Source organism: Streptomyces sp. NPDC093109 (genome assembly GCF_040701725.1).
In the GTDB taxonomy this organism is placed as follows: domain Bacteria; phylum Actinomycetota; class Actinomycetes; order Streptomycetales; family Streptomycetaceae; genus Streptomyces.
Window position 1 is genome coordinate 26,841 of the sequence record NZ_JBFBEZ010000001.1, and the last position, 22,907, is coordinate 49,747.

The window sequence follows — 22,907 nt, forward strand, 5'->3', positions numbered from 1 at the left end:
GTCATTATTCCCACTATCCTTGTCCTGGCGCTGACCATGTTCGTTGCTGGGCTCATTGGAGTCACGTGCATCATGGGGGCGTGGCTGTTTGTGATCCGTACAGCAAAACGGCATGGGGAATAGTTCGCTGCTGGTGCATCGAAGTCCCCGCACTCCGGCGGACGCCGCCGACCGATCAACCACGGAGACACGTTGACGCCCGTCCCGTACTGACCCGGCCGCCTCATAGGCGGTCGGTCAGGGGCGTATCGGGCGGCCGGACGACTCGCTCACCCCGCAGGAAGCCGATCCCCGGCAGCCCCTTCAGAAGCGGGCCCCGTTGACCGTAAGCCAGGCGGAGTCGAATTCGCAGCCACCGTCACCTTGCCTGACGCAGTTATTGGTCGCCACGTTCTGGAGTCTCACCTGCTGCTTCCCGTCCACGTCCCGCGTGGTGACGTTCCACTGCTGAGTGGTGCTGTCGCTGCAGGTGTCGGTGATTACGGCGCCCACGCTGTCCTCCTCAAGGCACGTATCGTCCAGGGCACTCTGCAGCCGCATTTTTGACAGGTCGTCGCCCTGCGCCCTCCACAGTTGCCAGGGGGCGATGTACTCCTCGCAGTCATCCATGTCGACAAGGCGGTCGTGGCCATTGGCTTGGATGCACCAACGTGAACTGACCAGAAGCTGGAAGTGCCCGTCGGGGGACGCCATTGAGGGTGCCGCGCCCAACATCAGAGCGGCGGTTGCTACTGCGATGATGAGAGGAGATCGCTTCATGCCCTGGCTCCCTCACCGGAGATCATGTTCCCGGATGAGCTGACCACACCCCAGACGGTTGCTGCCACGATTGACCTCTCTGTTCTTGCACACCATTTGCGTGCAGAGCGGTGGCTCCCCGTATCCATCAATGTGCATGCGTACGAGGCATCGCGACCATCCAAACGGGTTAAGAAGTCATCTCATTTGGTGAGTCGGCGGTGGCAGATTAGGGTGCAGGCGATGGCGTCGAAGGCGAGGAAGTGTTCGGCTTTGCGTTCGTAGCATCGGTGGAGTCTGCGGCAGCCGGCGAGCCAGGCCACGGACCGTTCTACGACCCAGCGTTGACGGCCCAGGCGGGTGGAGGACTCAACGCCGCTTCGGGCCAGGCGGTGCGTGATACCCCGCGCACGGAGCCATTGCCGCAGGTGGCGGTAGTCGTACCGTTTGTCGCCGTGCAGCTTGCCGGGCTTGCGGCGGCGCGGTCCGCGTCGCGAGCGGATCGGCGGGATCCCCCGCACGAGCGGCTCCAGGCCCTGACTGTCCGTGCATGTTCGCACCCGCTATACCGACCGACAGTGGCAGACCGGTCCGCTCGGTGATCAAGTGGATCTTCGACCCGTACTTGCCGCGATCCACAGGATTCGGACCTGTCAACTCCCCCTGTTTGCCTGGGCGAGGTAGGGAGCGAGCGCCGTGCGGGCCACTGCCCGGGCCGTTCCAGGGCTTGTCTCCAGTACCACCGACACCGAGGGGGCCAGCAGCGGGCCGTCGCCGAGCAGCTCACGCGTGAGCGCGGTGTGGCCGACGGTAGTGAGATGCGGCTGGACACCTGTGGCACGGGTGGCGGCCAGGCCCGTCAGCCTCGGGCCGTGTGCGCACAGAATCCGCGCCGGCCGGGGAATCGCGGGCAAGCCGTCCAACTCGTCGAGGTAGTCACGGAGAGACGTGTACGGGCGGAGATGGTACTGGCCGGTCTTCGGGTGGCCCACGCCCAGGCCGAGGAGCAGACGGTTCCGCATGTGCGCCGGCAGCGCGTCATACGCCGCCGCGAGGGCGCGGGAGTGCTGATGCCAGATGGATACGCAGGCGGGAGCGACCACGGTGTGGTTCGTCGCCGCGAGCAGCTCGGCCGCTGCGACGAGGTCACCGCGGGGATTGCCTCCCGGGTTGCCGCCGAGCCAGAGCGTGCCGCAGCCCAGTTCCTCCAGCTCGGCGGCCGCCTCACGTGCCGCGCCGCGGTCCCCGTGAGTGAACGCCAAGCTCCAGATGCCGATGCGTCCCAGGTCCACGTCCATGGCCTGTGTGTACCGCCTGGTGGTTGTGGCCAGAGGGCGGGCGAGTTTCTGCGGCCGGAACAGCAAGGGCATTCGTCCGAGAGGCCACTCTTGACCGGCCACTTCCGTCGCGCCGGCTTTCGACCGGCCGCTGCTTCGGCCCCGCAGCAACTACTCGTCTTCGTTCAACCGACCAGCCTTCCAGTCACCACCGACAGCGCGGGGCCGGACAGCGGCAGTCCCTGGCGTGCCGAGAGGATGGCCCCACCTGGTCAGTCCCCCGAGCCGTGGAGGCCCGCGCATCCGCCTCACAGCTCGGCCAAGAACCAGGCCCTGCGGTCCGTATACCCCCAGATCCGGGACACCATCAAGGAACTGCGCACCAGCGGACAGAGCGTCTGGTTCACCGGCCACAGCCTCGGCGGTGCCCTGGCCATGCTGGCCGGCGCCCACTACTACTTCGAGGAACCGCCAACTGCCCTACGGGGTCTACACCTACGGCCAGCCCCGCACCTGCGAGCGCCTGCTCACGGGCCTGTACAACACCGCATTCAGGAACCGCTGCCACCGCTTCGTCAACAACAACGACATCGTCCCCCAGCTCCCGCCCGAGCCGGTCTTCACCCACGTCAGCGCCCTGCACTACTTCGACGCCGACAGAAAGCTCCACGAGACCATGCCGCTCATCGCGGCACTGAAGGACCGGGCCAAGGGCTTCAGCCGGGACATGTTCGCCCCCGAGACCGTCGGCATCAAGGACCACCATCTGCACAACTACCTGGCCGCGTTCGAAAAGAACCTCGCCAGGACCGGCGCACAGAGCTGAACCTCCACCACCGCTGCCTACCCGCCCAGGCCACGCCCGGCCGCCAGGCGTGCCTCGCTCAAGGGCCGACCTCACGGCCGGGACCGACGGTCGTGAACCGCCCCGGGCAGCCCAGCAGGGCACGGCACAACCGAGCGGACAGCCACGGCCGTCGTCCAGCCGCCCGGGAGAAGACCGAGGCAGGCCCCGCAGGTCGTCGCGTACGTCACCAGTATGAAGGTGACCAGCAGATGCAGGCGGGCGACGAGCGAGGACATCGTGCACAGCACCTGCTTGCCCCCGCGGTGCCGGTCGTGGCGGGCGCGGGTGCTCAACGCCGAGGAACAGCTGACCGCGTGGCGCCCCCGGCGCGGTCGGCAACCACCTCGCCGTCATGCGTAAGGCCGGTCTCCTCCGCCGCGCCCGATCGGGCCGATCGGTCCCCTACCACCGCACGCCCCTTGGCGACGCCCTCACCGCAGGCGCCGACATCTCCTGCCCGTGAGCCGGCGACGCCATGAGGAGTTGCCCCGTAAATGACCATGGCTCAAAGGAGCCCTTGACCATCACGAGGCCTCATGAAGATCCTATTCATAGACAGGAAACCCGTAAATGTTTTCGATTCGGGTTCCACTCGCGAATGGAGGCTCCATGGAGATCCAGATCAACACTGAGGCCGACAGCAACCTCGGCGAGCTGCAGATGCTCGAGATGGACGAACTCCAAGTCAGTGGTTCGTCCACGGCCTACAACTACATCGCCAAGAACGTAGACCGTTCCTCCACCGTGTCGGCGGACTGACTGTCCGCTGACTGACCTTGCACGAGGAGCTCACAAGATCCCCTGCGCTCTCCGGCACCCCGCACGGTGCCGGAGTGCCAGACAGGTAAGGACGCTGCTGCGGTCTTGTGGTAAAACCATGGCGCCCTCACATCGCAAGGCCGGAGCGCTGCCCACCTGTGAGCTCCTCCAGGTTCTGCCTCAGCAACCGCGGGGGGTCGTCCGGGCCTCTCTCATGCAGGTTCTCCTTCGCTGGACGCTATGACGACGCCATAGCCTCCGCAGCTCTTGAGTCCGCAGCGTAGGCCGATACCGGCTTCCGACACCTCGCGCACCCCGGTCGGCTCCACCGTCCGGATCGGGACGGATGGCATGGATCTTCTGCTGCTCTTTCCGCCACTGACCGAAGCCACCCTCTTTCCCTATCTCAGTCTGCCTTATCTGTCCGGTCATGTCCGCCGGTTCGGATATAGCGCACATCAGGTGGATCTAGGCATCGAATTGATCCATCGACTCCTCGACGGCCCCGCGCTCGCGCATGAGGCCCACGCCCTCGACGAGGCGAAGGATCTGCCTACCTGGTACAGGGCGGCGGTGGCTGATGCCGCCCTGGAGCATCTCGGTGAGATACGCGACTTCGTCCTGACGAAGCGGCCAGGCCCTCACCTCGGTCCCGTGCGTGCGGTACGTCTGGCCCGACGCGCCACCCAACTGATGCTGCGCGGTTCGGCTTTGTCGCAGGTTTGGGACGACTTCAACTCACTTGATGAAGCAGTGCTTCGATTGTCCGAATCGCAGGTCGGTTCCCTCGACTTCGCCACCCGGGAGCTGCACAGCTTGTTGACAGAGGCTCTTGATCAGTCTGCTCCGCGGGCGGTTGGCATATCCGTCGCCTTTTTCAGTCAGTTGGCACCGGCTCTGCTGATTGCCCGGTGGATCCGCCTGCTCCATCCGGGCACGCGCATCTGCCTTGGGGGACAGCAGGTCATGCTGCGGCATGACGAACTGGCCGCGATGACCTCAGTGCGCACGGCGGTGGATGCGCTCTGCACCACGGCGGGGGAAGAGCCCCTGGAGCGCTGGCTGGCTCATCTCACGGGAACCGCACCACGTTCCGATGTGCCGGGGATGAAGTGGCTGAGCCCCGGAGGGGTGACAGCCTCCAGCCGACCGCCTGCTCTCCGTTTCAAGGATGTAGGCGCGCCTGACTACGACGGGCTGAAAGTGCACTCCTATCTCAACGACACCGTCGTTCTCTCCATGGTGTCCTGCGTGGGCTGTTACTGGGGACGCTGCATTTTCTGTTCCTACGGCAACCGGTCCCTGGAACGTGGTGCCTACCAGCAGGCTTCCCCGGGGCAACTCGCAGACACCGTATGCCGGATCGTGGAAAGTACGGGAATCGACTTCGTCACCATCGTCGATGAGAACACGAACCTGCGGCTGCTTGCCCGAGCCATGCGGCTGGTGCGAGAGAGCGGTGTGCACGTCCGTTTCAACACCCGCAACCGACTGGAACCGATCCTGCTCGATCGGGCCTTCTGCCAGGAACTGGCCGAACTCGGCTGCGAGGGAATGGCTGTCGGCTATGAGGGTGTCACGCAGCGACTACTCGACAGACTGGACAAGGGTGTCCGCGCCGCGGATTTCCAGGTCATCCTTGACAACCTCGCGGCAGCGGAAATCCGGGTCAACCTTTCAGTGATGGGCGGCCTCTTGGACGAGACCGAAGAGGAGTCCGAGGAGTCCCTGCGCTTTCTCGAACGCAACCGCGAAAAGTTCGCCATTGACGCGTTCGAACTCATGGTGGCCGAGCCCGGCACCCGTCTCGTTGCCGATCCCCAACGTTTCGGGGTGGTCCTTGACAGCTCCGGCTTGTTCGCCGACAACCGTGAACTCAACTACTTGGGCGGCAGGGTGGGGCGGCGGCATGCCGTGATCGGCGGACCCGAGCGCCCTGACGCTCTGCAGCGGCTGAAGCGCGGCATGCGCCGGATCTCCGCGGCTGCGACCGGGCCCGCCGAAGTCGCAGCGCAGTCCCCGGCGCAGCGCATAGCGCTGCGCCCGCATCCGTGGATCCGGTGTGCCCCAGCGCGGTTCGCTCCACATGGTCCGGGCGATGGTTCATCCCTGCTGGCCGATCCGGTACGGGAACAGGTGTACTCATTGCCGAAGAACCATGTGGCCCGGAGCGCCGCGTCTGGTGGGCTCTTGATCGCAACCAGTGCGCATGGTCAGTCACTGCTCGGCAAACTTCTCGCCGCAGATGTCGGTGTCATTCACGACGAACCGTGATCAGCCATTCGTCCGTCACACTGAAGGAGCCACACGGTGCACATCACCTTCGTCAACATGCCCTGGGCCTCAATTGACTTCCCCTCCCTGGCCTTGGGAATCCTCAAGCGCCGCGTCGCGGACGAGTTCCCGAACAGCCGAGTCGACGTCGTGAATGCCAATCTGGACTACCTCGACTGGATCACCGAGCGAGCGGGCTTGACGCGTGAGGAGTACAACTTCTGCTGGAACTCGTACTTCACCGGCTACAGTGAGTGGATCTTCTCCTCCGCTCTGTACGACGACCCGCACTGGCGCAACTCCGAATTCGCGGACCTCGTGGCGGGAGCAGTGCCGGGCGCCATGCTCGCCAAAGGGCGACAGTTGCATGCGCTCGCTCCCGAGTACATCGCGGACCTTGTCGGCCGCATCCTTGCCGACCGGCCCGACGTCGTCGGTTTCTCGACGACCTTCGCCCAGAACAGTGCCGTTCTTGCCGCCGCCAGGCTCATCAAGAAGACCGCACCCGAAGTGGTTGTGGTGCTGGGCGGCGGCAACTGCGACGGTCCACAGGGCGCCGCACTTCATCGCGGCTTCCCGTTTGTCGACTATGTCAATCGCGGTGAGGGTGAGGTGTCCCTCACGCGACTCCTCGCCTGTCTGCGCGACAAGTCGGATCCCACGGACATCCCTGGCCTTTGCTGGCGCGACGCAGATGGCACCTCGCACGCCAATGTCATGAGCGCGGCCCCACTGCCGGCATCGGCACTGGTCACACCGGATTACACGGACTACTTCGAGCAGCACGCGGCGTCCCGTGCCCGGGCTCTGGCCGAGCCCCATCTGGTGGTGGAGAGCTCCCGCGGCTGCTGGTGGGGGCAGAAACACCACTGCACCTTCTGCGGGCTCAACGGTTCGTTCATGGAATTCCGCAGCAAGAGCCCGGACCGGTTCGTCGACGAACTGCTCGCGATGACAGAGCAGTACCAGGTACTCAACGTCGCCGTGGCCGACAACATCCTCGATATGGCATATCTGCGGTCGGCGGTACCGAGGCTCGCGGAGGCCGGATGCGACCTGCGCATCAGTTATGAGATCAAATCCAACATGCGCCGCGAACAGCTCGCCTCCCTCGTCGCCGCCGGCATTCACTATGTCCAGCCCGGCGTCGAAAGCCTCAGTAGTCACGTCCTGAAGCTGATGGACAAAGGGGTGACCGGCTGCCAGAACGTCCGCATGCTGCGCGACGCGGAATCAGTGAGCCTCGGTGTTGTGTGGAACTACCTCTTCGGCTTCCCGGGCGAGACCGAGGAGGACTACGACGCGGTGATCGACCAGTTCCCGGCCATCCACCATCTCGCTCCGCCGAACGGTGTCACCCGCATAGCCATCGAACGCTTCAGTCCCTACTTCAACCGTCCAGAACTTGGTTTCGGTGACCTGCAGCCTGCCGCTCACTACGCGGTGATCTACGACCTTCCAGCATCCGAACTCCGCGACATGGCCTATGTCTTCGATGCCAAGCACCGAGGAATCTCCACCACGCAAGCAGAGCGGTTGGACAAGGCAGTGGAGACCTGGCGCCACGAGTTCGCTCATGGACGGCTGACACAGTGCGACCTGACCAGCTCCATCGTCCTCACCAACACCCGGCCCGGATTCGCCTGGCGCACACTGGAAATCCAGGACCCCTGGGAGATGGCCGCGTTCCGTCTACTGGAGCAGCCGCACACGCGAGATGCGCTGAGGGACAAACTCCGAGCGGGCGGTCACCACATCACCGCGGAGGACGTGTCAAACTTGCTTGGCCTCTGGCGCACGCTGGGACTGCTCTTCGAAGACGGTGGCCAGACCGTGCACGTCGTGCCTTATGCCGCCAACCAGGATCTCATGCGTTGGGTGACCCGTGACAGCAGTCCGGCTCTGGTACCAGCGCTGCTCCACAGCCCAATGGGCCGAACACCGGGCACAGGCGCGACGACGACGCTCCGGTGCTGGCGGGAACGCGACGAAGAGACCCGCGAGAAGCACGGCATGTATCTGGGAGAGGCCCAGTACGAGGACACTCCCGCACAAACCATCTCGGACCTGATTGCACGGGGCGTCCGGCATGTTGCCCTCCCCGCGCCCGTGATCCTCGCCGAGGGAGATCGCGAAAGCGAGCGACTGGCGGTCCGCGGACTCACGCATGTGAGGGAGTTGACAGGACACGGTGTCTCCGTTGACTGGGATCTGGATCTTGGCACCGAGATCGAACAATGGCATCTGTTCAGTCACCTGTACCCCCCACGTTCGGTGGCCGGCCCCAATGGCGATGCTGTCCTCGATCAATGGCGCGCCACATTCCATATGAACAAATGCGGCTACCGGCGCGGCAAAGGGTTCATCGAAATCACTGACCTGCGCCATGGAAGTCAACGGCGCATCGTCATGCGTAAGGTGCACGAAGGGAAGTTGGCGTCACTGCTGCACGGTGCCCCTGGCTCAGATTTCGGGCAACAGGAAATATCAGCGTTCATGAAGTCGGGCCTCGTTCACCGGACCGGCACTCTTCTGTGGTGGCTGCCCTCCCGTATCACCCGCTGGCCGGTCGTGGGTTGACCGAAGCGATGACCGCGCACCGGACGACAGCACAGAAAGAGACCCAGTGATGATTGACGGCGAAGCCGCCAGGCCACTGCGCTCCCTCGACTCGGCTGAATGGGACCAGACTTACGATTCCGCGATCGCTGGATGGGACGAGGAGCCGCCACCGGCACTCGGCGAACTCCTCGCCACGTACGCTCCACCCCCAGCCCACATAATGGATGTTGGCTGCGGGCTCGGCACCACTGCGCGGTGGCTCGCCAACCGCTCCTATACCGTGACCGCCTGCGATTTCTCCGTCCGGGCGATTGAAGAGGCACAGCGCCGCACGCCGGCCGGCATGGCGGTACGGTTTGAGGTGCTGGACGTCACCGGCCCAGTGCCGCGGGACCCGTTCCCGGTGGTCCTTGAGCGTGGTGTGCTGCACACTCGCCCCACTGATCGTGAGCGTCGGACGTTCGCTGCGGCGATAGCACGGATGTGCCGGCCCGGCGGATTATGGGTACATGTTGGGGCCGCCGCTCTCACCCGAGAGGACGCCCTGGACCAGTCCAGCGGACCGTCCTGGACCACTGAGGAGACATTCCTCAATGCGGTGACTCCGTGGTTCACCGTACTCGACCTTCGGATCGCTGATTTTGGCCGACAGGCGGGTGTCACTGACTGGCCGGCCCGGTACGCCGTGCTTCGGCGACGGGATAGCTGAACCACCACCGGAAGGTTCATTCGCACGCTTGGCGAATGCGCCCGAGGGCCGAGATCGTGAACCCTGGCTGGGCCGCCGCGGACTACTGGACGGTGGCCTGGGGCGCGGTGCGGGACCGGGCCGGGGCCCGGGAGGTGCTGGCCACCGTCGCGCGGCGGATGGCCGGGTCCGGGGCCGGGGCCTGGGGTCACTGGCTGTCCGGAACCCTCCCCGACGCCCAACTCCCCACCCTGCCGGAGCTGGACACTCTCACCGGCGACCGCCCGCTTTCTGCGCAGCCGCGACCACTCCACCGCCGTCCTCAACTCCGAGGCGCTGCGCCGCTGCCGGATCGACCGGGACAACCGGCATGGGGAGGAGGAGTGGATCGAGCGTGACGCCGACGGCGAGCCCACGGGCCGGCGGTGTTGGGACGGCTGGCGGCCGGTGTCGTTCCGCCGCGCGACGCCCTCCGGCTGCGCGCCGAACTCCGCGCTCTGCTCGCCGATATGGCGGCCCGGGGCATCACGGAGGCGCACGACATCACCTCGTACCCCAGGTGGTCGGAACCGCCGGCGCCGTCAACGTCGAGCGCAGCCACACCGTTCTGCGGCTGATCGACGAACTGTGCGAGCGCGGCGAGCCGGCCCTGCGCGTCGGCTGCCGCCCCTCGCTCCGCCGTGTCGACGAGCACGAGAAACTGACGATTCGTCACATCATGGATGACACGGTCTTCTTCACCGGTTACAAGCTCTTCCTGGACGACGGCTGGTTCGCCACCGACGACCCGCGCAGGGCCGACGAGTACCGCCACCCGAGCGCAGCCGAGGCCGGCTGGGGGAACTCGGCGTGTCCGAGGCCCTCGACCTGTTCGAGGCGCTGCCCAGCCGGCGCTCCACCGGCACGCTCCCGCACCGGCTGGTCCATGCCCGCCGGATGTTCCCCGCGGACGTGGCCCGCTGCGCGCGGCTGCACGAGCACTTGGGGGGCCGATGCGCAGGTCAGCGAAGTGACCGCTGCCCAGTCAGCCGCGAGGTGGTGACGAGGTAGTTGGCCGAGGGGTGGAGGGCGGCGAGGCGGGCGGCGGCGCGCGGATCCGTTCCAGCGGTAGGCCCCCAGGATTCGCGGCGGTGTGCCCCTGCGGTCACCAGGGGGTCCTGGGCGGCGGGTGAAGGCGGTCAGAGCCCGGGCGGTGTCCGAGTCGGCAGTAGAAGCCCCCGCCTTCCGCATCCCCGCCCTGGTCACCCTCGACAGAACCGAACACACCGAAGGACTCCACGCCGGCTGCGCCCGCCTGGTGGGAACCGACACCGACCGCATCGCCAAAGAAGCCGACAGCACCCTCACCAACCCGGCCACTGTGCGGGCCACCCCCTACGGCGACGGGAAAGCCGCCGGACGAGCAGCCCAGGCATGCACACATGGCGCCTCGGACTCAACACACCCGCGGCGAACCGGAGCGGCTCAAACCGGGGGCACCGCCGCACGTAACCGGTCCCGGCCCGCCCTGCCAATACCGCGAAGCCGGCCCGCGTCCCGTGACCGGTACGCGCGGGGTGGTGGCCCGGCCGTGCCCGAAGAGCCGTTCGGGGGCGGGCGTCGCGCATCGCGGTGAACACAACCCGCAGCGCCGCTGCCGTGCGGGTTCGCCCGCCGTACCGCAGTGCCAGGCCTCAAGGCCGTCAGCCCTCTCGCGCCAGGGCATCCATGAGCGCGTCCAGCAGGCCCGGCACCGCCTCTTGAAGGGCGGTGCGGCGGAGGCGGTGTCCGCGAGAGGGGCCGACCATGACCGGGTGGAGGACACCTGCCTCGACCAGGATCTTGAAGTGGTGGGTCGCGGTGGATTTCTTCAAGCCCTCGTAAAGGTCCGAGCAGGGGGCTTCGGCGGCGGGGTGCGTTGCCAGGCGGCGGACCATTTCCAGGCGTGCGGGGTCCGCGAGTGCACGCAGCAGTTTCTGGACGGCGGCGACGGGCGGCAACTGGTCGGGCGGGGTCTCCCAGGGCGGCATCGGACAACTCCAAGTTTGACGAGCGTCGTACTTCTCCCTAGCATCCCCGAAGTACGATCCACATCAAACTTACCAGGAGTCCCCGTGAAGGCACTCTCCCCGGGCCGCCGCCCCCAGCCGTGGAGCTACGCGGCCCTCCTCGCCCTCCTCATGCTCGGGCAAGCGACCTCCGCCATCCCCTCACCGCTGTACTCCCTGTACGCCGAGAAGTGGGACTATCCGCCCTTCCTCACCACCGTCGTCTTCGCCGCTTACGGGGCCGTTGCGGTGGTCGCGATCCTCGTCTCCGGGGCCCTGTCCGACCGGTACGGCCGGCGGCCCGTGCTCCTCGTCGCCGTCCTGCTGCTGCTCGCCGGCCTCGTCGTCTTCGTCTTCGCCGCGGGACCCGGACATCTCGTCGTGGCACGGATGCTCAACGGGCTGGGGATCGGCGCGATCGTTGTCGTCGGCGGGGCCGCCCTGCTGGACGTGGACCCCGAGCGGGCGGCGCGGAGCGGGACGCTCACCGCCATCGCCTTCAACGTCGGTATCGCCGTCGCCGCGCTCGGCACCGCGGCCCTCGCCCAGACCGGCTTCCACCCCCTGCTCCTGCCCTACCTCGCCGACGCGCTCATCGCCCTCGTCCTGTTCGTCCTCCTTCTGGTGATGCGTGAGCCGCACCCCTCGGCCGGTGCCGCACCCCTGGGGATCCCGCGCCCGCAGGTACCCAAGGAAATCCGCGGGCGATTCGTCTTCGCCGTGATCGGCGCAGGCGCCGCCTGGGCCGTGCTCGGGGTCTGCTTCTCGCTGGAACCCTCGATCGCCGCCCACGCCGCACACGTCGACGGACCCTTCTTCGGCGGCGTCGTCATCGCGGCCGTGACCCTCACCGCCGCCACCACACAGGCCGTCAGCGCCCGCTACCCGGCCCGCACGGTCGCACTCACCGGCGACACGGCACTCGCCGTGCTCATGCTGGCCGGAGTGGCCGGCTTCGCGACCGGCAACGCCGCCGTCATCATCGTCACCGTCGCACTCCAGGGCGGCGCCTACGGACTCGCCTTCGGCGGCTCCCTGCGCCACCTGACCGCACACATCCCCGCCGAGCGGCGCGGGGCCGTCATGTCCATGTTCTATCTGCTCGCGTACGGCGCGCTGATCACGCCCACACTCCTCGTGGGCATCGGCGCGACCGTCTGGAGCGACACCGCGATCTTCCCCGTCTTCTCCGTACTCGCGGCCCTCCTCTGCCTCTCCGCCGTTGTCGTCGAACGGGTAATGAGGCGCCGAGGGGGACACTCCGCGGTTACGTGGGCGCCGACGGCCGAGGTCCCCCGGATGAGCGACGCCGACTGACGAGCGGCCCCGGAGCGGGCCGGCACGGGCACCGTCAGCGGTCGAGGTCGTCAGGACGAGCAGAGCACAAAGGAACTGGGGGGCGCGGGCGGGACCGGTCTTCAGCGAGTAGGGCCGGGTCCGCCACACCACTCACGGTGGCCCTTCCCGCCGTGAGTGATTGCGCACGGGGAGGTACGGCGGTCATGCCGCCAGGCGGGTGCCGCGGCGCCAGACGGCGCGGGTGTTGAGGGTGTCGCTGATGTTGCCGACCGGGTCGCCGTCGACCAGCAGAAGGTCGGCGCGGAGTCCCTCGGCGATGCGGCCCCGGTCGCCGAGGTGGAAGCGCCGGGCTGTGGTCGCTGTGGCCGCGCGCAGGGCCCGCGCGGGCGTGAGGCCGGCCGCCACCAGGTATCGCAGTTCGTGGTGCAGGCTCGCTCCGTGTGCCAGGCCCCCGAAGAACGTCTCGGGCATGGAGACGTCGGTACCGGCCAGCACGTCGACGCCTGCGGCATCCAGAGCGCGCACGGTGTCGTACACGTCGTCGAGCTTGCCCTGCGGGTAACGGTTGTAGCTGGACCGCAGGGTCTGCTCCCACGCGCTGTCGAGACGTGCGGCGACCCTGGGGTCGTCGGCGAGTTCGCTGCCGGTGATCCCCATCATCGAGGCATTGAGAGTGACGCAAGGGATGACGAACATACCCGCGTCCTTGATGAGGCTGATGATCTCGGCGGTGTGCGGCTGGTCCATGAACACGTGGGTGACGCCGTCGATACCGGCTTCGGCGGCCATCCTGGTGGCGTCCAAGGTCAGCGCGTGGGCCACGGTAAGCGCACCGTACTTCTTGGCTTCCGCTACGCCGGCGTTCACGGTGGCCCGGTCGAGCGCGGGCAGCCCGGGGTGTCCCTCCACGCTGCCGTCGTCGATCATGAACTTGATGAAGTCGGATCCCCGGGCGAGGAGCTGGGGCACGAAGGCGACCGCTTCCTCGGGAGTGGTGGAGAACGGCATCAGCGGCATCACCGGAGGGAGGTCCCACTTCGGCCGGAAGCCTTCGGGCATCAGCTCGCTCGGGTGACCGCCGGGCGGGGTGATGGCGAAGCCGGAAGAGCGCACGTCGGCCAGGGTGTCGTCGTCCGTGATGAGCCCCCGGTTCTCCCGCGTGTTCATCCCCTGCATCTCCAGTTCGGTCGTCACCCCGAACCGCAGGGCGAGCGCCAGGGACCCCGGAGCGGAGTGGACATGGGCGTCGATGAGTCCCGGCAGCAGTGTGGCGCCGCTGCCGTCGACGATCTCGCTGCCCCGGGGAGCGTCGCCCCCGACACGGGCGATCGTCCCGCCGTCGATGACCACGGTCCGCACGCCGACCGCCTTCTCCCCGTCGAAGACCTGCGCGTTGGTGATCGCGGTGAGTGCCATAGCAATCCGCCTCGCTTCCTTCACTCATTCAGATTTACATACCGAATGCTATGCACTTGCTGGATGGTATGCAAATGCCTGGGTGGGGGCCTACAATCAGGCTCATGAGCAGCGCGTCCTTCTCCGGGCACCCCTCCGACGACCCGGCGTTGGACCAGATCGGCCCGGCACTTTCCCGTCTGCGACGACGCGCACCCGCTTCGAGCAAGGACCTTTCCCGCAACCTCGTACTCAACGTGATCGCCGACGCCCCGGGCGAGATGACGGTCGGCGGCCTCGCCGCCGAAATGGGCGTCGCCCAACCGGTGGCCAGCCGCACCGCCGCCGCCTGCATCGACGACGGACTACTGCGCCGTGCGGTGTCCCAGTCCGACGGACGCCGCACCGTACTCGAACTCACCGAACACGGCGAGGCCGAACGCAACCGCTTCGCCACCGAACAGCGAAGAGCGTTCGAGGAGATCACCGCCGCCTGGCCGCCGGAGGAACGGATCCAGTTCGCACGCCTCCTGGCCCGATACGGAGCTGACGCCACCGCATGGTCCAGACAACAGACCACAAGCCGCGACTGAACGAGCTGCACCCCGACGCCCCATCACCGCAAGGAGCCCAGGCATCGATGAGGATGGGCCGTGGCATCGTCGGCGGTCCGGCTCCTCGCCCGACAGCAATCATCACGGGATGCGGCGATGCGCCGCCCCGACTTCGGCAGCTGTCCCGCAGTCGGTGCGATGCCGCCGAACGGTGGACGTGGGAGGACCTTGTGTGAGCCGGGAGCGCCCGGGTACGGGGATGGTCACAGGTGTTGTGGTCGGGGAGCCGGGGCACGGGAGTGTGTTCCGGCTGCCCGACCAGAGATGTTGAGCTCGGCCCGCGTTGAACGCCTGTGATCAGAGGTCGAATTCCAGGTGTTCGATGTCGGTGAAGCGGACCTCTTCCAGTGAGCCGGCGCGGCGGCCGCCGTCCTGGAAGTAGGTCTCCTTGAGGGCTTCGGCGGCGATTTCGCGGAGGCGGTCGTCGGCGGCGCCCTGTTCCTGGGCTTCGAAGAGGCGGGCGGCGTGGCGGGGTGGGAGGGCTACGGTGAGGTGCCGGATCCGGTCCTCGTCGGTGGAGCCGATCGGTGCGAGGTAGCCGAGGCGGGCGCGGGTGTCGATGACGATGCCGCCGGTGGTGGCCGCGTTCTGGCGGGCTCTGGCCCGGATCTGTGGCTGCCAGCGTTTCCTGACCTCGGTCTCCAGGCGTGTGGCGAGGTCCGGGCGGGGTTTCTTGATCTGGTCCTTCACGTAGCGCTCGACCGTGCGCTGGGAGACCCGCAGCATCTGGGCCACCTGCCTGGTGCCCTTGTGCTGCTTGACCAGGTATCGCATCTGTGCGCCGGCCGATTTGGGTACGGGGCGGGTGAACGCCTTCTGCACCGCCTTGTCGAGACCGTCCCCGAACGTGCTCATGGCCTGCTACTCCCCGCTGTCCTGGTCGGTGACGGTGCCGTCCTTGATGTACCGGGCGAGGTTGAGCTCCGGGGCGTTGAACTTCTCGCGGACGCCTTCGCCCCACAGCACGCTCTGCGTGCCCTCGTGTTTCACCAGGCCCGGGTTGACCCCGAGCTTGAAGCCGCCCGGCAGCGCCTTGCCCTCCCGGTACGGAAGAAAGCCGAGCGGGCTCTCGCCGTCGGCCGCGTAGACGACGCAGTCGGAGAGGATCGCGACCGGGTACTGCCCGGTGAACGCCGCGTGCTTGACGATCTTGCGGTGGAGGTTGATCCGGGTACGGGAGATGACCGCCGCGCGGATGTCCGGCCGCCACGTCGGCCGGGACAGCGCCCGCCACGGCTCGCCGGGGCGCCAGCCCTCGCCGCGGGGCCGCTCGCGCAGTTTCCCCAGCCCGCCCTTCACCGTCGCCTTGACCGCGGACACCACGATCGCCAGCTCCGGGTCACGGCCGCGGTAACCGTCCATCGCCGCCAGGAAGTCCTCCGGTGACAGTTCCACACCGACACCGAGGTCCGCCATCGTGGCGAGGTAGGCGTCGCGCAGCCGCTGGTACCAGCCGTCCAGGTAGCGGCCGTTCTCGTACCGGACGTACGCCTCCAGCGGCGCGACGTCGTATCCGAGCTCCACTGCGTAGGCGACGGTGGGTGTCGCGTACCAGGCCGGGCCCTCCGGGCGTTCGCCCTTCGGCGTGAACGGGCCGGGCAGCAGCGAACCGTCCAGCTCCACCCACTCCTTGCCGACCTTCACGCGGTCCAGGTCGACGTGCGACAGGTCCACCAGCCAGCTTCCCGGCAGCTTCGGGTCGAACACCGGGCTCTCGACGTGCGTCGGCGCGCCCAGGCCGACCGTGAGGCCGTTCGCTCCGGCGGCGAAGGCCATGTTGACGTCGACGCCCACGAGGTTGCGGCGCAGGCATTCGGCGTCGGTAAGGGGCCGCGCCCAGTCGTACGCCTCCTCGACCAGCTTCTCCGCCGGGCCCCGGACGTGGAAGCGCGGCAGATCCTTCAGGAGCGGGTGCCCGTCCGGGGCCTCGCACGGCGCGCAGTCCACCGGGTCCACGCCCAGCGAGCCGGAGTTGTGCTCGGAGTGCCGCTTGCCGTCGGCGTCCGGCTCGGAGGCGCGGGTCGGCGGGTGCAACGCGGTCATCAGCTCCAGACCGGTCACCGCGGTGGAGCCGCGCGGCGTCATCACCCGGGCCGCGTACGTGCCGAGCAGCCGGGCCAGTTCCGCCGCCGGCAGCCGCCCGGCCACGCCCCAGTGCCGGGGGTCCAGCGCGTTCCACGACGGGACGCACAGCTGGACACACTGCCGGTCCGAGCCCTTGGCCGGGCGGTAGATCCGCGCCCACGGCCCGAACCCACGCTTCGTCAACTGCCACTCAGCGCGGGCCAGTTGCCTGATGACCTTGTGGCTCTCCGGGAGCCGCCCGGCGAGCCGCTCCTCCTCCGTGAGGGCGACGGGGAGGCCGTAGCGTTCCAGCGCGGCCTCGGTGAGCACAAGCAGCGGATCGGCCGGTTTGCCCGGCCCCGACAGCTTCGGCTGCCCGAGCTTCGCCTCTCGTAGCGTCCAGTCCACCAGGGCCGGAACCGACTTCGCGGGCGTGTCCAGGACCAGGCCGCCGACGCAGTACGCCAGCGCGTTCCCTTCGGCGTCGACGTCGACGACCGCGAGCGGGCCGTTCTCGAAACGCGGATCGGTGGCCGCCGCCGGGGTGGCGGCCGGAGCCGCCTTCTTCGTGCCGGAACGACGCGCCGCCGACGGCGGCGACAGCGACGGCGACGGCGACTGCGGGGTCTGCGCTTCCGCCCGCGTCGGCGTGCCGGTGAGCATGTCCGGCACCGCGGCGTCCTGGACGGGTACGGTCGCGTCGGCCGGGGCGGGGTAGAGCTCCGCGAGCTTGTCCAGCAGCCGCGCGTACGCGTCCCGTTCCGGCGGCCGGGGCTCGGTCTTGCCGGACTCCCAGGCGGACACGGTGGCCCGGCGCACCTTCAGCGCGGTCGCCACCTCATCGATCGTCAGCCCGTGCGCGGCACGCAGCCGCTTGCGCTCGGCCGGCACCGGCAGCGTGGCGCGGGACGCGAGCAGCGCGTCGACCGCGTCGAACAGTTCGGACACGGAACACCTCCTGATCCAGCACCGCACCCTACCCCGCGAAACGTACGCGTCGCGTACGCGCTACGCGCCTCTCGCGTACGCATCGCGTACGACGTGTTCACCGACGTCACACCGTCGGCAGCCACACCCGCATGGTCGAGGGGCCGCGGTTCGCCCAGGAGTGGTAGGGGACCAGGACGATCTCCGAGCGGCGTTCCGCGGGGGCCGGGGCCTCTTCCGGCGGGGTGTACGGCCAGGAGGGATCGGGTCGGCGGTTGCGGACGGTGAGTGCGCCGGGGGCGAGGACGGTGCCGGCCGGGCCGTCCTGCGGGCTCGTCGACGGGTCCACCCGTACGGCGTCGACGTCCTGGCCGTCGGGCAGGTCCACGGACTCCGCGCAGTACACCACCGGGCCGCGCTGGACGGCCAGTGTGCCGCGTACCGCGTCGATACGCGGGTCGGCGCCCACCCAGCGGGGTGTTACGGGCAGGTCGAGGCGTATCTCGTCGCCCGGCCGGAAGACGTGGGTGACCGCGGCCGTGCCTGGCGCGACGGCCTCGCGGGTGCCGTCCGGGTGCACCAGCCACGCGGTGGCACCCGCCGTCCACGCGGGGACGCGCAGCGAGAGGGTCCACGGGTGGTCCGGGGTCCGCGTGATCCGTACCGTCACCCGTCCGCCGTGCGGGTAGTCGGTACGGATCCGCAGCGCGACGGCGTGGCCGCCGGTGAGGGTGGTGGCGATGTCCGCGTCGGCGTACTGGTGCAGCTGAACGCCCCGGTCGTCCGCCGTCGCCAGGTAGCCCGGCAGCAGCGCGAGCGTCCGCGCCACGTTGGTCGGGCAGCAGGACACCGCGAACCAGGGGGCCCGCAGGCCCGACTCCGCGCGCGGGCTCTCCGCGTGCGCGTCGGGTGCGGTGCCCCTCGAACGCCGGTGCAGGGTGTTGGTGTAGAAGAAGGCCCGGCCGTCCTCGGACGGGGAGGCCGCGACCACGTTGAACAGGGTCCGCTCGGCGAGGTCGGCGTAGCGCGGGTCGCCGGTGGCGAGCAGCAGCCGCCAGCCGAGCATCACGGAGGCGACTCCGGCACAGGTCTCCGCGTAGGCGCGGTCGGGCGGCAGGACGAAGTCGTCGCCGAAGGACTCGTCCCGGTGGTGCGCGCCCATGCCGCCGGTCAGATAGGTGCGCCGGGCCACGGTGGTCTCCCACTGCCGTACGACCGCCGCGAGCAGGGCGTCGTCCCGGGTCTCCACGGCAACGTCGACGGCGCCGGCCGCGAGGTACAGGGCGCGTACGGCGTGTCCGCGCAGCACCGTGGCCTCGCGGACGGGCAGGTCGTCCTGGAAGTAGGCGCGGCCGAACTCGGTGTCGGGGAGTGTGCCGTGTCCGCGCCGGTCGATGAAGAGCGCCGCCTGGTCGAGGTAGCGCTGCTCTCCGGTCGCCCTGGCCAGTTCGACCAGCGCCGTCTCGATCTCGGGGTGTCCGCACACACCCTCGATGCCGCCGGGACCGAAGACGGCGCAGACATGGTCGGCCGCCCGCCGGGCGGTCTTCGCGAGTTCGCCCTCGCCCCTGGTCCGTATCTCGGCGACGCCCGCCTGGATCAGGTGCCCGTAGCAGTACAGTTCGTGGCCCCACTCCAGGTCGCTGTAGCGGGGCAGCTGTCCGGGGCGGCCGAAGGCGGTGCTCAGGTAGCCGTCCGGCTCCTGGGCGGCCGCGATCGTTTCGGTGAGTGCGGCGATTCCGGCGTCGGGCGCGGCGCCGGTGTGCGGGCCTGCTTGCCAGGCCATGGCTTCGAGGAGTTTGTAGACGTCGGAGTCGGCGAACTCGCGGCCGCGCCGGTCCCGGTGGACGCGGCCCTCGGTGGCGGCCCGGAAGTTCCCGATCCAGCCGGCGCGTTCCATCCAGTGCCGGCAGTGGTCGAGTGTGGCGCTCGCGTTGACCTGCCGGCGCCGGGCCCAGAAGCCGCCGGTGATCCTGACCTCGTCGAGACCGAGCGGCCGGAGCCGGCCGCTGGTCGGCGCCACCGGCAGGACGTGCGGGCGCGCCGTGCTGTTCTCCCTCACCAGTTCATGCCTTCGGTACGTCCTTCCGGTTGTCCGTTCACGGGACGCGGGGTGTTTCAGCCCTTGAGGGCCCCCGACATGAAGCCCTGTACGTAGTGCCGTTGCAGCAGCAGGAAGAGGAGCAGGCAGGGTACGGCGAGGACCACCACGCCCGCCTCGGTGGCGCCGTAGTCGACGGCGCCCATGCTCTGCTGCCGCAGGTTCGCGACAGCCAGCGGCAGGGGTGCCCGCGCGCTGTCCGAGATGAGGATCAGGGGTGCGATGAAGTCGTTCCAGGCCGCGAGGAACGCGAAGAGCCCCACCGTGATCAGCCCGGGGCGCACCGCCGGAAGGAGGATCCGGCGCAGCGCTCCCGCCGTGCCGCAGCCGTCGACGAGTGCCGACTCCTCCAGTTCACGCGGCACCGCCTCGAAGGAGATCCGCATCATGAAGGTGGCGAACGGCAGTTGGAACATGGTGAGGACCAGGCTCAGTCCGACCAGCGAGTTCTGCAGGTGGAGCCGGCCGAGCAGTACGTAGAGGGGGATGAGGAGGGTGGCGTACGGGACCATGAGGATGGCCAGTGTCAGCAGGAAGAGCAGGTTTCTGCCCGGGAAGTCGAAGCGGGCGAAGGCGTAGCCGCCCAGCAGTGACACCCCGAGGGTCAGGGCGACGGTGAGCGCGGAGACGACGGTGCTGTTGAGGAGGTAGCGCCACAGGCCCGCGTCGTAGTCGAGCAGGGTCCGGTAGTTGCCGAGGCCGTAGCCGGACTCCTGCGCGGTGCCCGGCTGGGCGCTGACGGATGCCCAGGCGCTCCACAGCAGGGGAAAGAGGAAGAGGACGGCGAGGCCGCCGGCGACGACGTAGTGCGGTGTGCGGCCGAGGGCGCGGGTGAGCACGGCGGGGTCCCTTCTCCTCGCGGTACGAGTACGGGTGCGGGTCATGGCGCGTCGGTGCGGCGCAGGCCGCGGAACTGGAGGAAGTTGAGGAGGAGCAGAGCGGCCAGCACGATGACCGACAGAGCCGCGGCGGTGCCGAGGTTCAGCCGCTGGAACGCCTCGCGGTAGATCAACTGCACCACGGTCACGGTGCTGTTGTCGGGTCCGCCCTTGGTGAGTACGTAGAACTGGTCGAAGGCGAGCAGGGATCCGGTCACGCACAGGAGCAGGGACAGGGCGAGGGAGGGCCTGAGCAGCGGGAGGGTGATGGAGCGGAGGATCTGGCCGCGGCTCGCCCCGTCCGTCCGCGCCGCCTCGTACACCTCCTGGGGGATGTTCTGGAGTCCCACGAGGAGGATCAGCATGTAGAACCCGGCGAACTTCCACACGACGAGGAACACCGTCGAGAGGAGGGCGGAGGTGGGAGTGCCGAGGAAGGACACCGGCTCGTCGGTGAGGCCGGTTCGCTCCAGGAGGTGGCTGAGGGGGCCGGTGGTGGGGCTGTACAGGCCCCAGAACAGCAGGGAGGCGGAGGCCAGCCCCAGAGCGCCGGGCAGGAAGTAGACCGTACGGAATAGGCCCGTCCCGGGGCGGGAGCGCTGTACCAGCAGGGCCAGCAGGAGGGCCAGGGCGAGGAGGACCACCGTGACGATCACGGTGTAGAGGAGGGTGAAGCGGATGGCGGGCCACAGGAGGGTGCCGCCGGTGGCGTCGGTGTAGTTCTTGGGGGCGTTGGTGCCCTGGTCTCCCGCGAGCAGCGGCCAGTCGCTGAGCGACATCTGTCCGACGAGGAGGAGCGGCAGCAGGAAGAAGACCACGACGAACAGGGCCGTGGGGGCCGCGTAGCCGAGGCCCTGGAGCCTGCGGGACCGCCACCGGGGCGTGGCGGCCGCTCGGTCGGGCGCCTTCACCTGCATGGTTCTCCTCTGCCGGGTGACGTGGGAGGGGTGCTCGCACAATCCGTGTGCCGGTCGGTGTGCGGGTCAGTGTGCGGTTCAGTTCGTCAGCGAGGTGGTGACCGCCTTGTTGTCCTTCTCCACGGACGCGCCGTCGCCGAAGACCGCGTTGCGCATCAGGCTCAGCCAGGGCCCGTTGGGGTCGTTGAACGTCTGGCCGAACTTCAGCGCGTACGGGGTACGGCCGTCCGCCACGAGCTGGTTGATCAGGACCAGGCGCGGGTCCGCGTCGGAGTGTTTGTTGGACGCCAGGTCGGTACGTGCCACCACGTCCTTGTGCGCGGCGACGACGTCGACCTGTGCCTCGTCACCCAGTGACCAGGCGAGGAAGTTCCATGCCTGGTCGGCAGAGCGGCTGGTGGCGGAGATACCGATGGCGTCGCCGCCGACGAACGTGGACCTGCCCCCGTCGGGTCCGGGAATGGGCGCCACCCCGAGGTCGAGGTCCTTGGGCATCAGCCCCAGGGTGGTCGACGGCATGGGCATCACACCGACCTTGCCCTTCGGGAAGACCCCGGTCCAGGTCGCGCCCGTCTCGTCGCGCGCGCCGGGTGCCACGATGCCGTCGCGCACCCATCCCCGGTAGGTCTCGTAGACCTTCTTCGCGGTGCCGGAGTCGAGGTTCGCCTCCGTGCCCTCCTTGTTCAGTACGTCCTCTCCCCCGGCCCAGATGGACGGCCACCAGGTGAAGACACCGCATCCGCCGCAGTTGCCGCCGAAGAAGGTGCCGTCGACACCGTCGCCCAGCGCGTCCACGGCCCGTGCCTGCCGGTCCCACTCGGCCAGTGTGGCGGGCGGTTTCGCGGGGTCGAGTTTCGCCCGGCGGTAGAGCTCCTTGTTGTAGAAGAGCACCGACAGGTCGAGGGTGTGCGGCACGACGTACTTCTTGTCCTCGTACGTACCGGCCTTGATGTGCGACGGGGCCAGGTGCGCGGCGAAGGGCAGGGCGTCGATGCGTCGGGTGAGGTCGGTGAAGAGGCGGTTCGAGGTGTAGTTCGGTACGAACACCACGTCGGAGGCGAAGAGGTCGGGGAGGTCGCGGTTCCCGGCCGCCGCGCCGACCTTGGCCTGGTAGTCGTCGGTCGGGATGACGGTGAGCTCGATCCTGTTCCTGTGGTGCGCGTTGTACGCCTTGACCAGAGCCTCGCTCTGCGGCCGGGTCGCCGCGCGCGTCCACATCGTCAGTGTGGTGCCGTCGTCGACGCCTCTGGCGTCCGCCGCCGCGCCTCCTCCCCCGCCCGTGCCGCCTCCCCCGCCACCCGAACCGCCGTCGCCCGTCCCGCATGCCGTGATCAGGCCCGCGGCGGCGAGCAGGGCGACGGCGCCGGTGGCGAGGCGGCGCAGTGGTCCACGCGGTCCGGTCGTGCTCCCCATGACGATCCCCCTTGTGCGGCGGCGGGGCCCGTGGGCGGGCCGGCCGGCCGGGACGATGGATGTGGTGGCACTGAACTCGTCGAGCGAAAATGAACCGAAAAGGCTTTCAGAAAGCTATAACCCGGTG

18 protein-coding genes and 2 pseudogenes are annotated in these 22,907 nt (G+C 68.6%); 9 read left to right on the forward strand and 11 right to left on the reverse strand.

Going from position 1 to position 22,907, the window contains the following annotated elements; translation table 11 throughout:
* Nucleotides 1-303 precede the first annotated feature (303 nt).
* The 3 genes and pseudogenes from AB0389_RS00155 to AB0389_RS00165 form a co-directional block, all read right to left on the reverse strand.
* Entirely contained in the window at nucleotides 304-759 is a 456-nt protein-coding gene (locus AB0389_RS00155) for a hypothetical protein (RefSeq protein WP_366393015.1), read from the reverse strand.
* A 182-nt stretch (nucleotides 760-941) separates the two neighbouring features.
* Nucleotides 942-1,404 (reverse strand): annotated as a pseudogene (locus tag AB0389_RS00160) (IS5 family transposase); the annotation flags it as partial.
* Nucleotides 1,392-2,036 (reverse strand): LLM class F420-dependent oxidoreductase, encoded by a 645-nt coding sequence (locus AB0389_RS00165; protein ID WP_366393016.1) that lies wholly within the window; start codon nucleotides 2,034-2,036, stop codon nucleotides 1,392-1,394. The pseudogene AB0389_RS00160 and the gene AB0389_RS00165, both read right to left, overlap by 13 nt.
* A gap of 237 nt (nucleotides 2,037-2,273) precedes the next feature.
* On the opposite strand from AB0389_RS00165, the pseudogene AB0389_RS00170 reads away from it, so the two are divergent.
* The 7 genes and pseudogenes from AB0389_RS00170 to AB0389_RS00200 all read left to right on the forward strand — a co-directional run bounded on the left by AB0389_RS00170 (nucleotide 2,274) and on the right by AB0389_RS00200 (nucleotide 10,760).
* Nucleotides 2,274-2,841: pseudogene (locus tag AB0389_RS00170) on the forward strand (lipase family protein).
* A gap of 630 nt (nucleotides 2,842-3,471) precedes the next feature.
* On the forward strand, nucleotides 3,472-3,621 hold the full coding sequence (locus AB0389_RS00175) for a hypothetical protein (protein ID WP_366393017.1): 150 nt from the start codon (nucleotides 3,472-3,474) through the stop codon (nucleotides 3,619-3,621).
* Between the two features lie 351 nt (nucleotides 3,622-3,972).
* Nucleotides 3,973-5,895 (forward strand): radical SAM protein, encoded by a 1,923-nt coding sequence (locus tag AB0389_RS00180; RefSeq protein WP_366393018.1) that lies wholly within the window; start codon nucleotides 3,973-3,975, stop codon nucleotides 5,893-5,895.
* Nucleotides 5,896-5,931: 36 nt separating this feature from the next.
* Entirely contained in the window at nucleotides 5,932-8,475 is a 2,544-nt protein-coding gene (locus AB0389_RS00185; protein ID WP_366393019.1) for a RiPP maturation radical SAM C-methyltransferase, read from the forward strand.
* Nucleotides 8,476-8,524: 49 nt separating this feature from the next.
* Nucleotides 8,525-9,166 carry a class I SAM-dependent methyltransferase gene (locus tag AB0389_RS00190; RefSeq protein WP_366393020.1) on the forward strand — a complete coding sequence of 214 codons (642 nt, stop codon included), beginning with the start codon at nucleotides 8,525-8,527 and terminating at the stop codon, nucleotides 9,164-9,166.
* Nucleotides 9,167-9,704: 538 nt separating this feature from the next.
* Nucleotides 9,705-10,187, forward strand: a complete 483-nt coding sequence (locus AB0389_RS00195) for a hypothetical protein (protein ID WP_366393021.1) — start codon at nucleotides 9,705-9,707, stop codon at nucleotides 10,185-10,187.
* 150 nt (nucleotides 10,188-10,337) lie between these two features.
* The gene (locus AB0389_RS00200; protein ID WP_366393022.1) at nucleotides 10,338-10,760 is read left to right on the forward strand and encodes a UDP-N-acetylglucosamine 2-epimerase; all 423 of its coding nucleotides are present in this window, start codon (nucleotides 10,338-10,340) and stop codon (nucleotides 10,758-10,760) included.
* A gap of 67 nt (nucleotides 10,761-10,827) precedes the next feature.
* On the opposite strand, the gene AB0389_RS00205 is transcribed toward AB0389_RS00200, so the two are convergent.
* The gene (locus AB0389_RS00205) at nucleotides 10,828-11,154 is read right to left on the reverse strand and encodes a helix-turn-helix transcriptional regulator (protein ID WP_366393023.1); all 327 of its coding nucleotides are present in this window, start codon (nucleotides 11,152-11,154) and stop codon (nucleotides 10,828-10,830) included.
* An 84-nt stretch (nucleotides 11,155-11,238) separates the two neighbouring features.
* On the opposite strand from AB0389_RS00205, the gene AB0389_RS00210 reads away from it, so the two are divergent.
* Entirely contained in the window at nucleotides 11,239-12,489 is a 1,251-nt protein-coding gene (locus AB0389_RS00210) for an MFS transporter (RefSeq protein ID WP_366393024.1), read from the forward strand.
* A 183-nt stretch (nucleotides 12,490-12,672) separates the two neighbouring features.
* On the opposite strand, the gene AB0389_RS00215 is transcribed toward AB0389_RS00210, so the two are convergent.
* Nucleotides 12,673-13,887: an amidohydrolase family protein gene (locus AB0389_RS00215; RefSeq protein ID WP_366393025.1), complete on the reverse strand. Its 1,215-nt coding sequence runs from the start codon at nucleotides 13,885-13,887 to the stop codon at nucleotides 12,673-12,675.
* Nucleotides 13,888-13,991: 104 nt separating this feature from the next.
* Between AB0389_RS00215 and AB0389_RS00220 the strand changes: the two genes are divergently transcribed.
* A complete protein-coding gene (locus AB0389_RS00220) occupies nucleotides 13,992-14,459 on the forward strand; it encodes a MarR family winged helix-turn-helix transcriptional regulator (protein WP_366393026.1) in 468 nt (155 codons plus the stop codon).
* A gap of 318 nt (nucleotides 14,460-14,777) precedes the next feature.
* On the opposite strand, the gene AB0389_RS00225 is transcribed toward AB0389_RS00220, so the two are convergent.
* The 6 genes from AB0389_RS00225 to AB0389_RS00250 all read right to left on the reverse strand — a co-directional run bounded on the left by AB0389_RS00225 (nucleotide 14,778) and on the right by AB0389_RS00250 (nucleotide 22,780).
* Nucleotides 14,778-15,335 carry an XRE family transcriptional regulator gene (locus AB0389_RS00225; RefSeq protein ID WP_366393027.1) on the reverse strand — a complete coding sequence of 186 codons (558 nt, stop codon included), beginning with the start codon at nucleotides 15,333-15,335 and terminating at the stop codon, nucleotides 14,778-14,780.
* 6 nt (nucleotides 15,336-15,341) lie between these two features.
* A complete protein-coding gene (locus AB0389_RS00230) occupies nucleotides 15,342-17,492 on the reverse strand; it encodes a helix-turn-helix transcriptional regulator (RefSeq protein ID WP_366393028.1) in 2,151 nt (716 codons plus the stop codon).
* A gap of 106 nt (nucleotides 17,493-17,598) precedes the next feature.
* Nucleotides 17,599-19,533: a beta-L-arabinofuranosidase domain-containing protein gene (locus AB0389_RS00235; RefSeq protein ID WP_366393029.1), complete on the reverse strand. Its 1,935-nt coding sequence runs from the start codon at nucleotides 19,531-19,533 to the stop codon at nucleotides 17,599-17,601.
* A 56-nt stretch (nucleotides 19,534-19,589) separates the two neighbouring features.
* Entirely contained in the window at nucleotides 19,590-20,411 is an 822-nt protein-coding gene (locus AB0389_RS00240) for a carbohydrate ABC transporter permease (RefSeq protein WP_366393030.1), read from the reverse strand.
* 41 nt (nucleotides 20,412-20,452) lie between these two features.
* A complete protein-coding gene (locus AB0389_RS00245; RefSeq protein ID WP_366393031.1) occupies nucleotides 20,453-21,367 on the reverse strand; it encodes a sugar ABC transporter permease in 915 nt (304 codons plus the stop codon).
* 78 nt (nucleotides 21,368-21,445) lie between these two features.
* Complete coding sequence (locus tag AB0389_RS00250; RefSeq protein ID WP_366393032.1) at nucleotides 21,446-22,780, reverse strand: sugar ABC transporter substrate-binding protein; 1,335 nt, start codon at nucleotides 22,778-22,780, stop codon at nucleotides 21,446-21,448.
* Nucleotides 22,781-22,907: the final 127 nt, after the last annotated feature.

Coding starts and splice junctions, on each gene's coding strand:
- AB0389_RS00155 (WP_366393015.1), bottom strand. CDS start 759: ATGAAGCGATCTCCTCTCATCATCGCAGTAGCAACCGCCGCTCTGATG.
- AB0389_RS00165 (WP_366393016.1), bottom strand. CDS start 2,036: ATGGACGTGGACCTGGGACGCATCGGCATCTGGAGCTTGGCGTTCACT.
- AB0389_RS00175 (WP_366393017.1), top strand. CDS start 3,472: ATGGAGATCCAGATCAACACTGAGGCCGACAGCAACCTCGGCGAGCTG.
- AB0389_RS00180 (WP_366393018.1), top strand. CDS start 3,973: ATGGATCTTCTGCTGCTCTTTCCGCCACTGACCGAAGCCACCCTCTTT.
- AB0389_RS00190 (WP_366393020.1), top strand. CDS start 8,525: ATGATTGACGGCGAAGCCGCCAGGCCACTGCGCTCCCTCGACTCGGCT.
- AB0389_RS00205 (WP_366393023.1), bottom strand. CDS start 11,154: ATGCCGCCCTGGGAGACCCCGCCCGACCAGTTGCCGCCCGTCGCCGCC.
- AB0389_RS00215 (WP_366393025.1), bottom strand. CDS start 13,887: ATGGCACTCACCGCGATCACCAACGCGCAGGTCTTCGACGGGGAGAAG.
- AB0389_RS00220 (WP_366393026.1), top strand. CDS start 13,992: ATGAGCAGCGCGTCCTTCTCCGGGCACCCCTCCGACGACCCGGCGTTG.
- AB0389_RS00225 (WP_366393027.1), bottom strand. CDS start 15,335: ATGAGCACGTTCGGGGACGGTCTCGACAAGGCGGTGCAGAAGGCGTTC.
- AB0389_RS00245 (WP_366393031.1), bottom strand. CDS start 21,367: ATGCAGGTGAAGGCGCCCGACCGAGCGGCCGCCACGCCCCGGTGGCGG.
- AB0389_RS00250 (WP_366393032.1), bottom strand. CDS start 22,780: ATGGGGAGCACGACCGGACCGCGTGGACCACTGCGCCGCCTCGCCACC.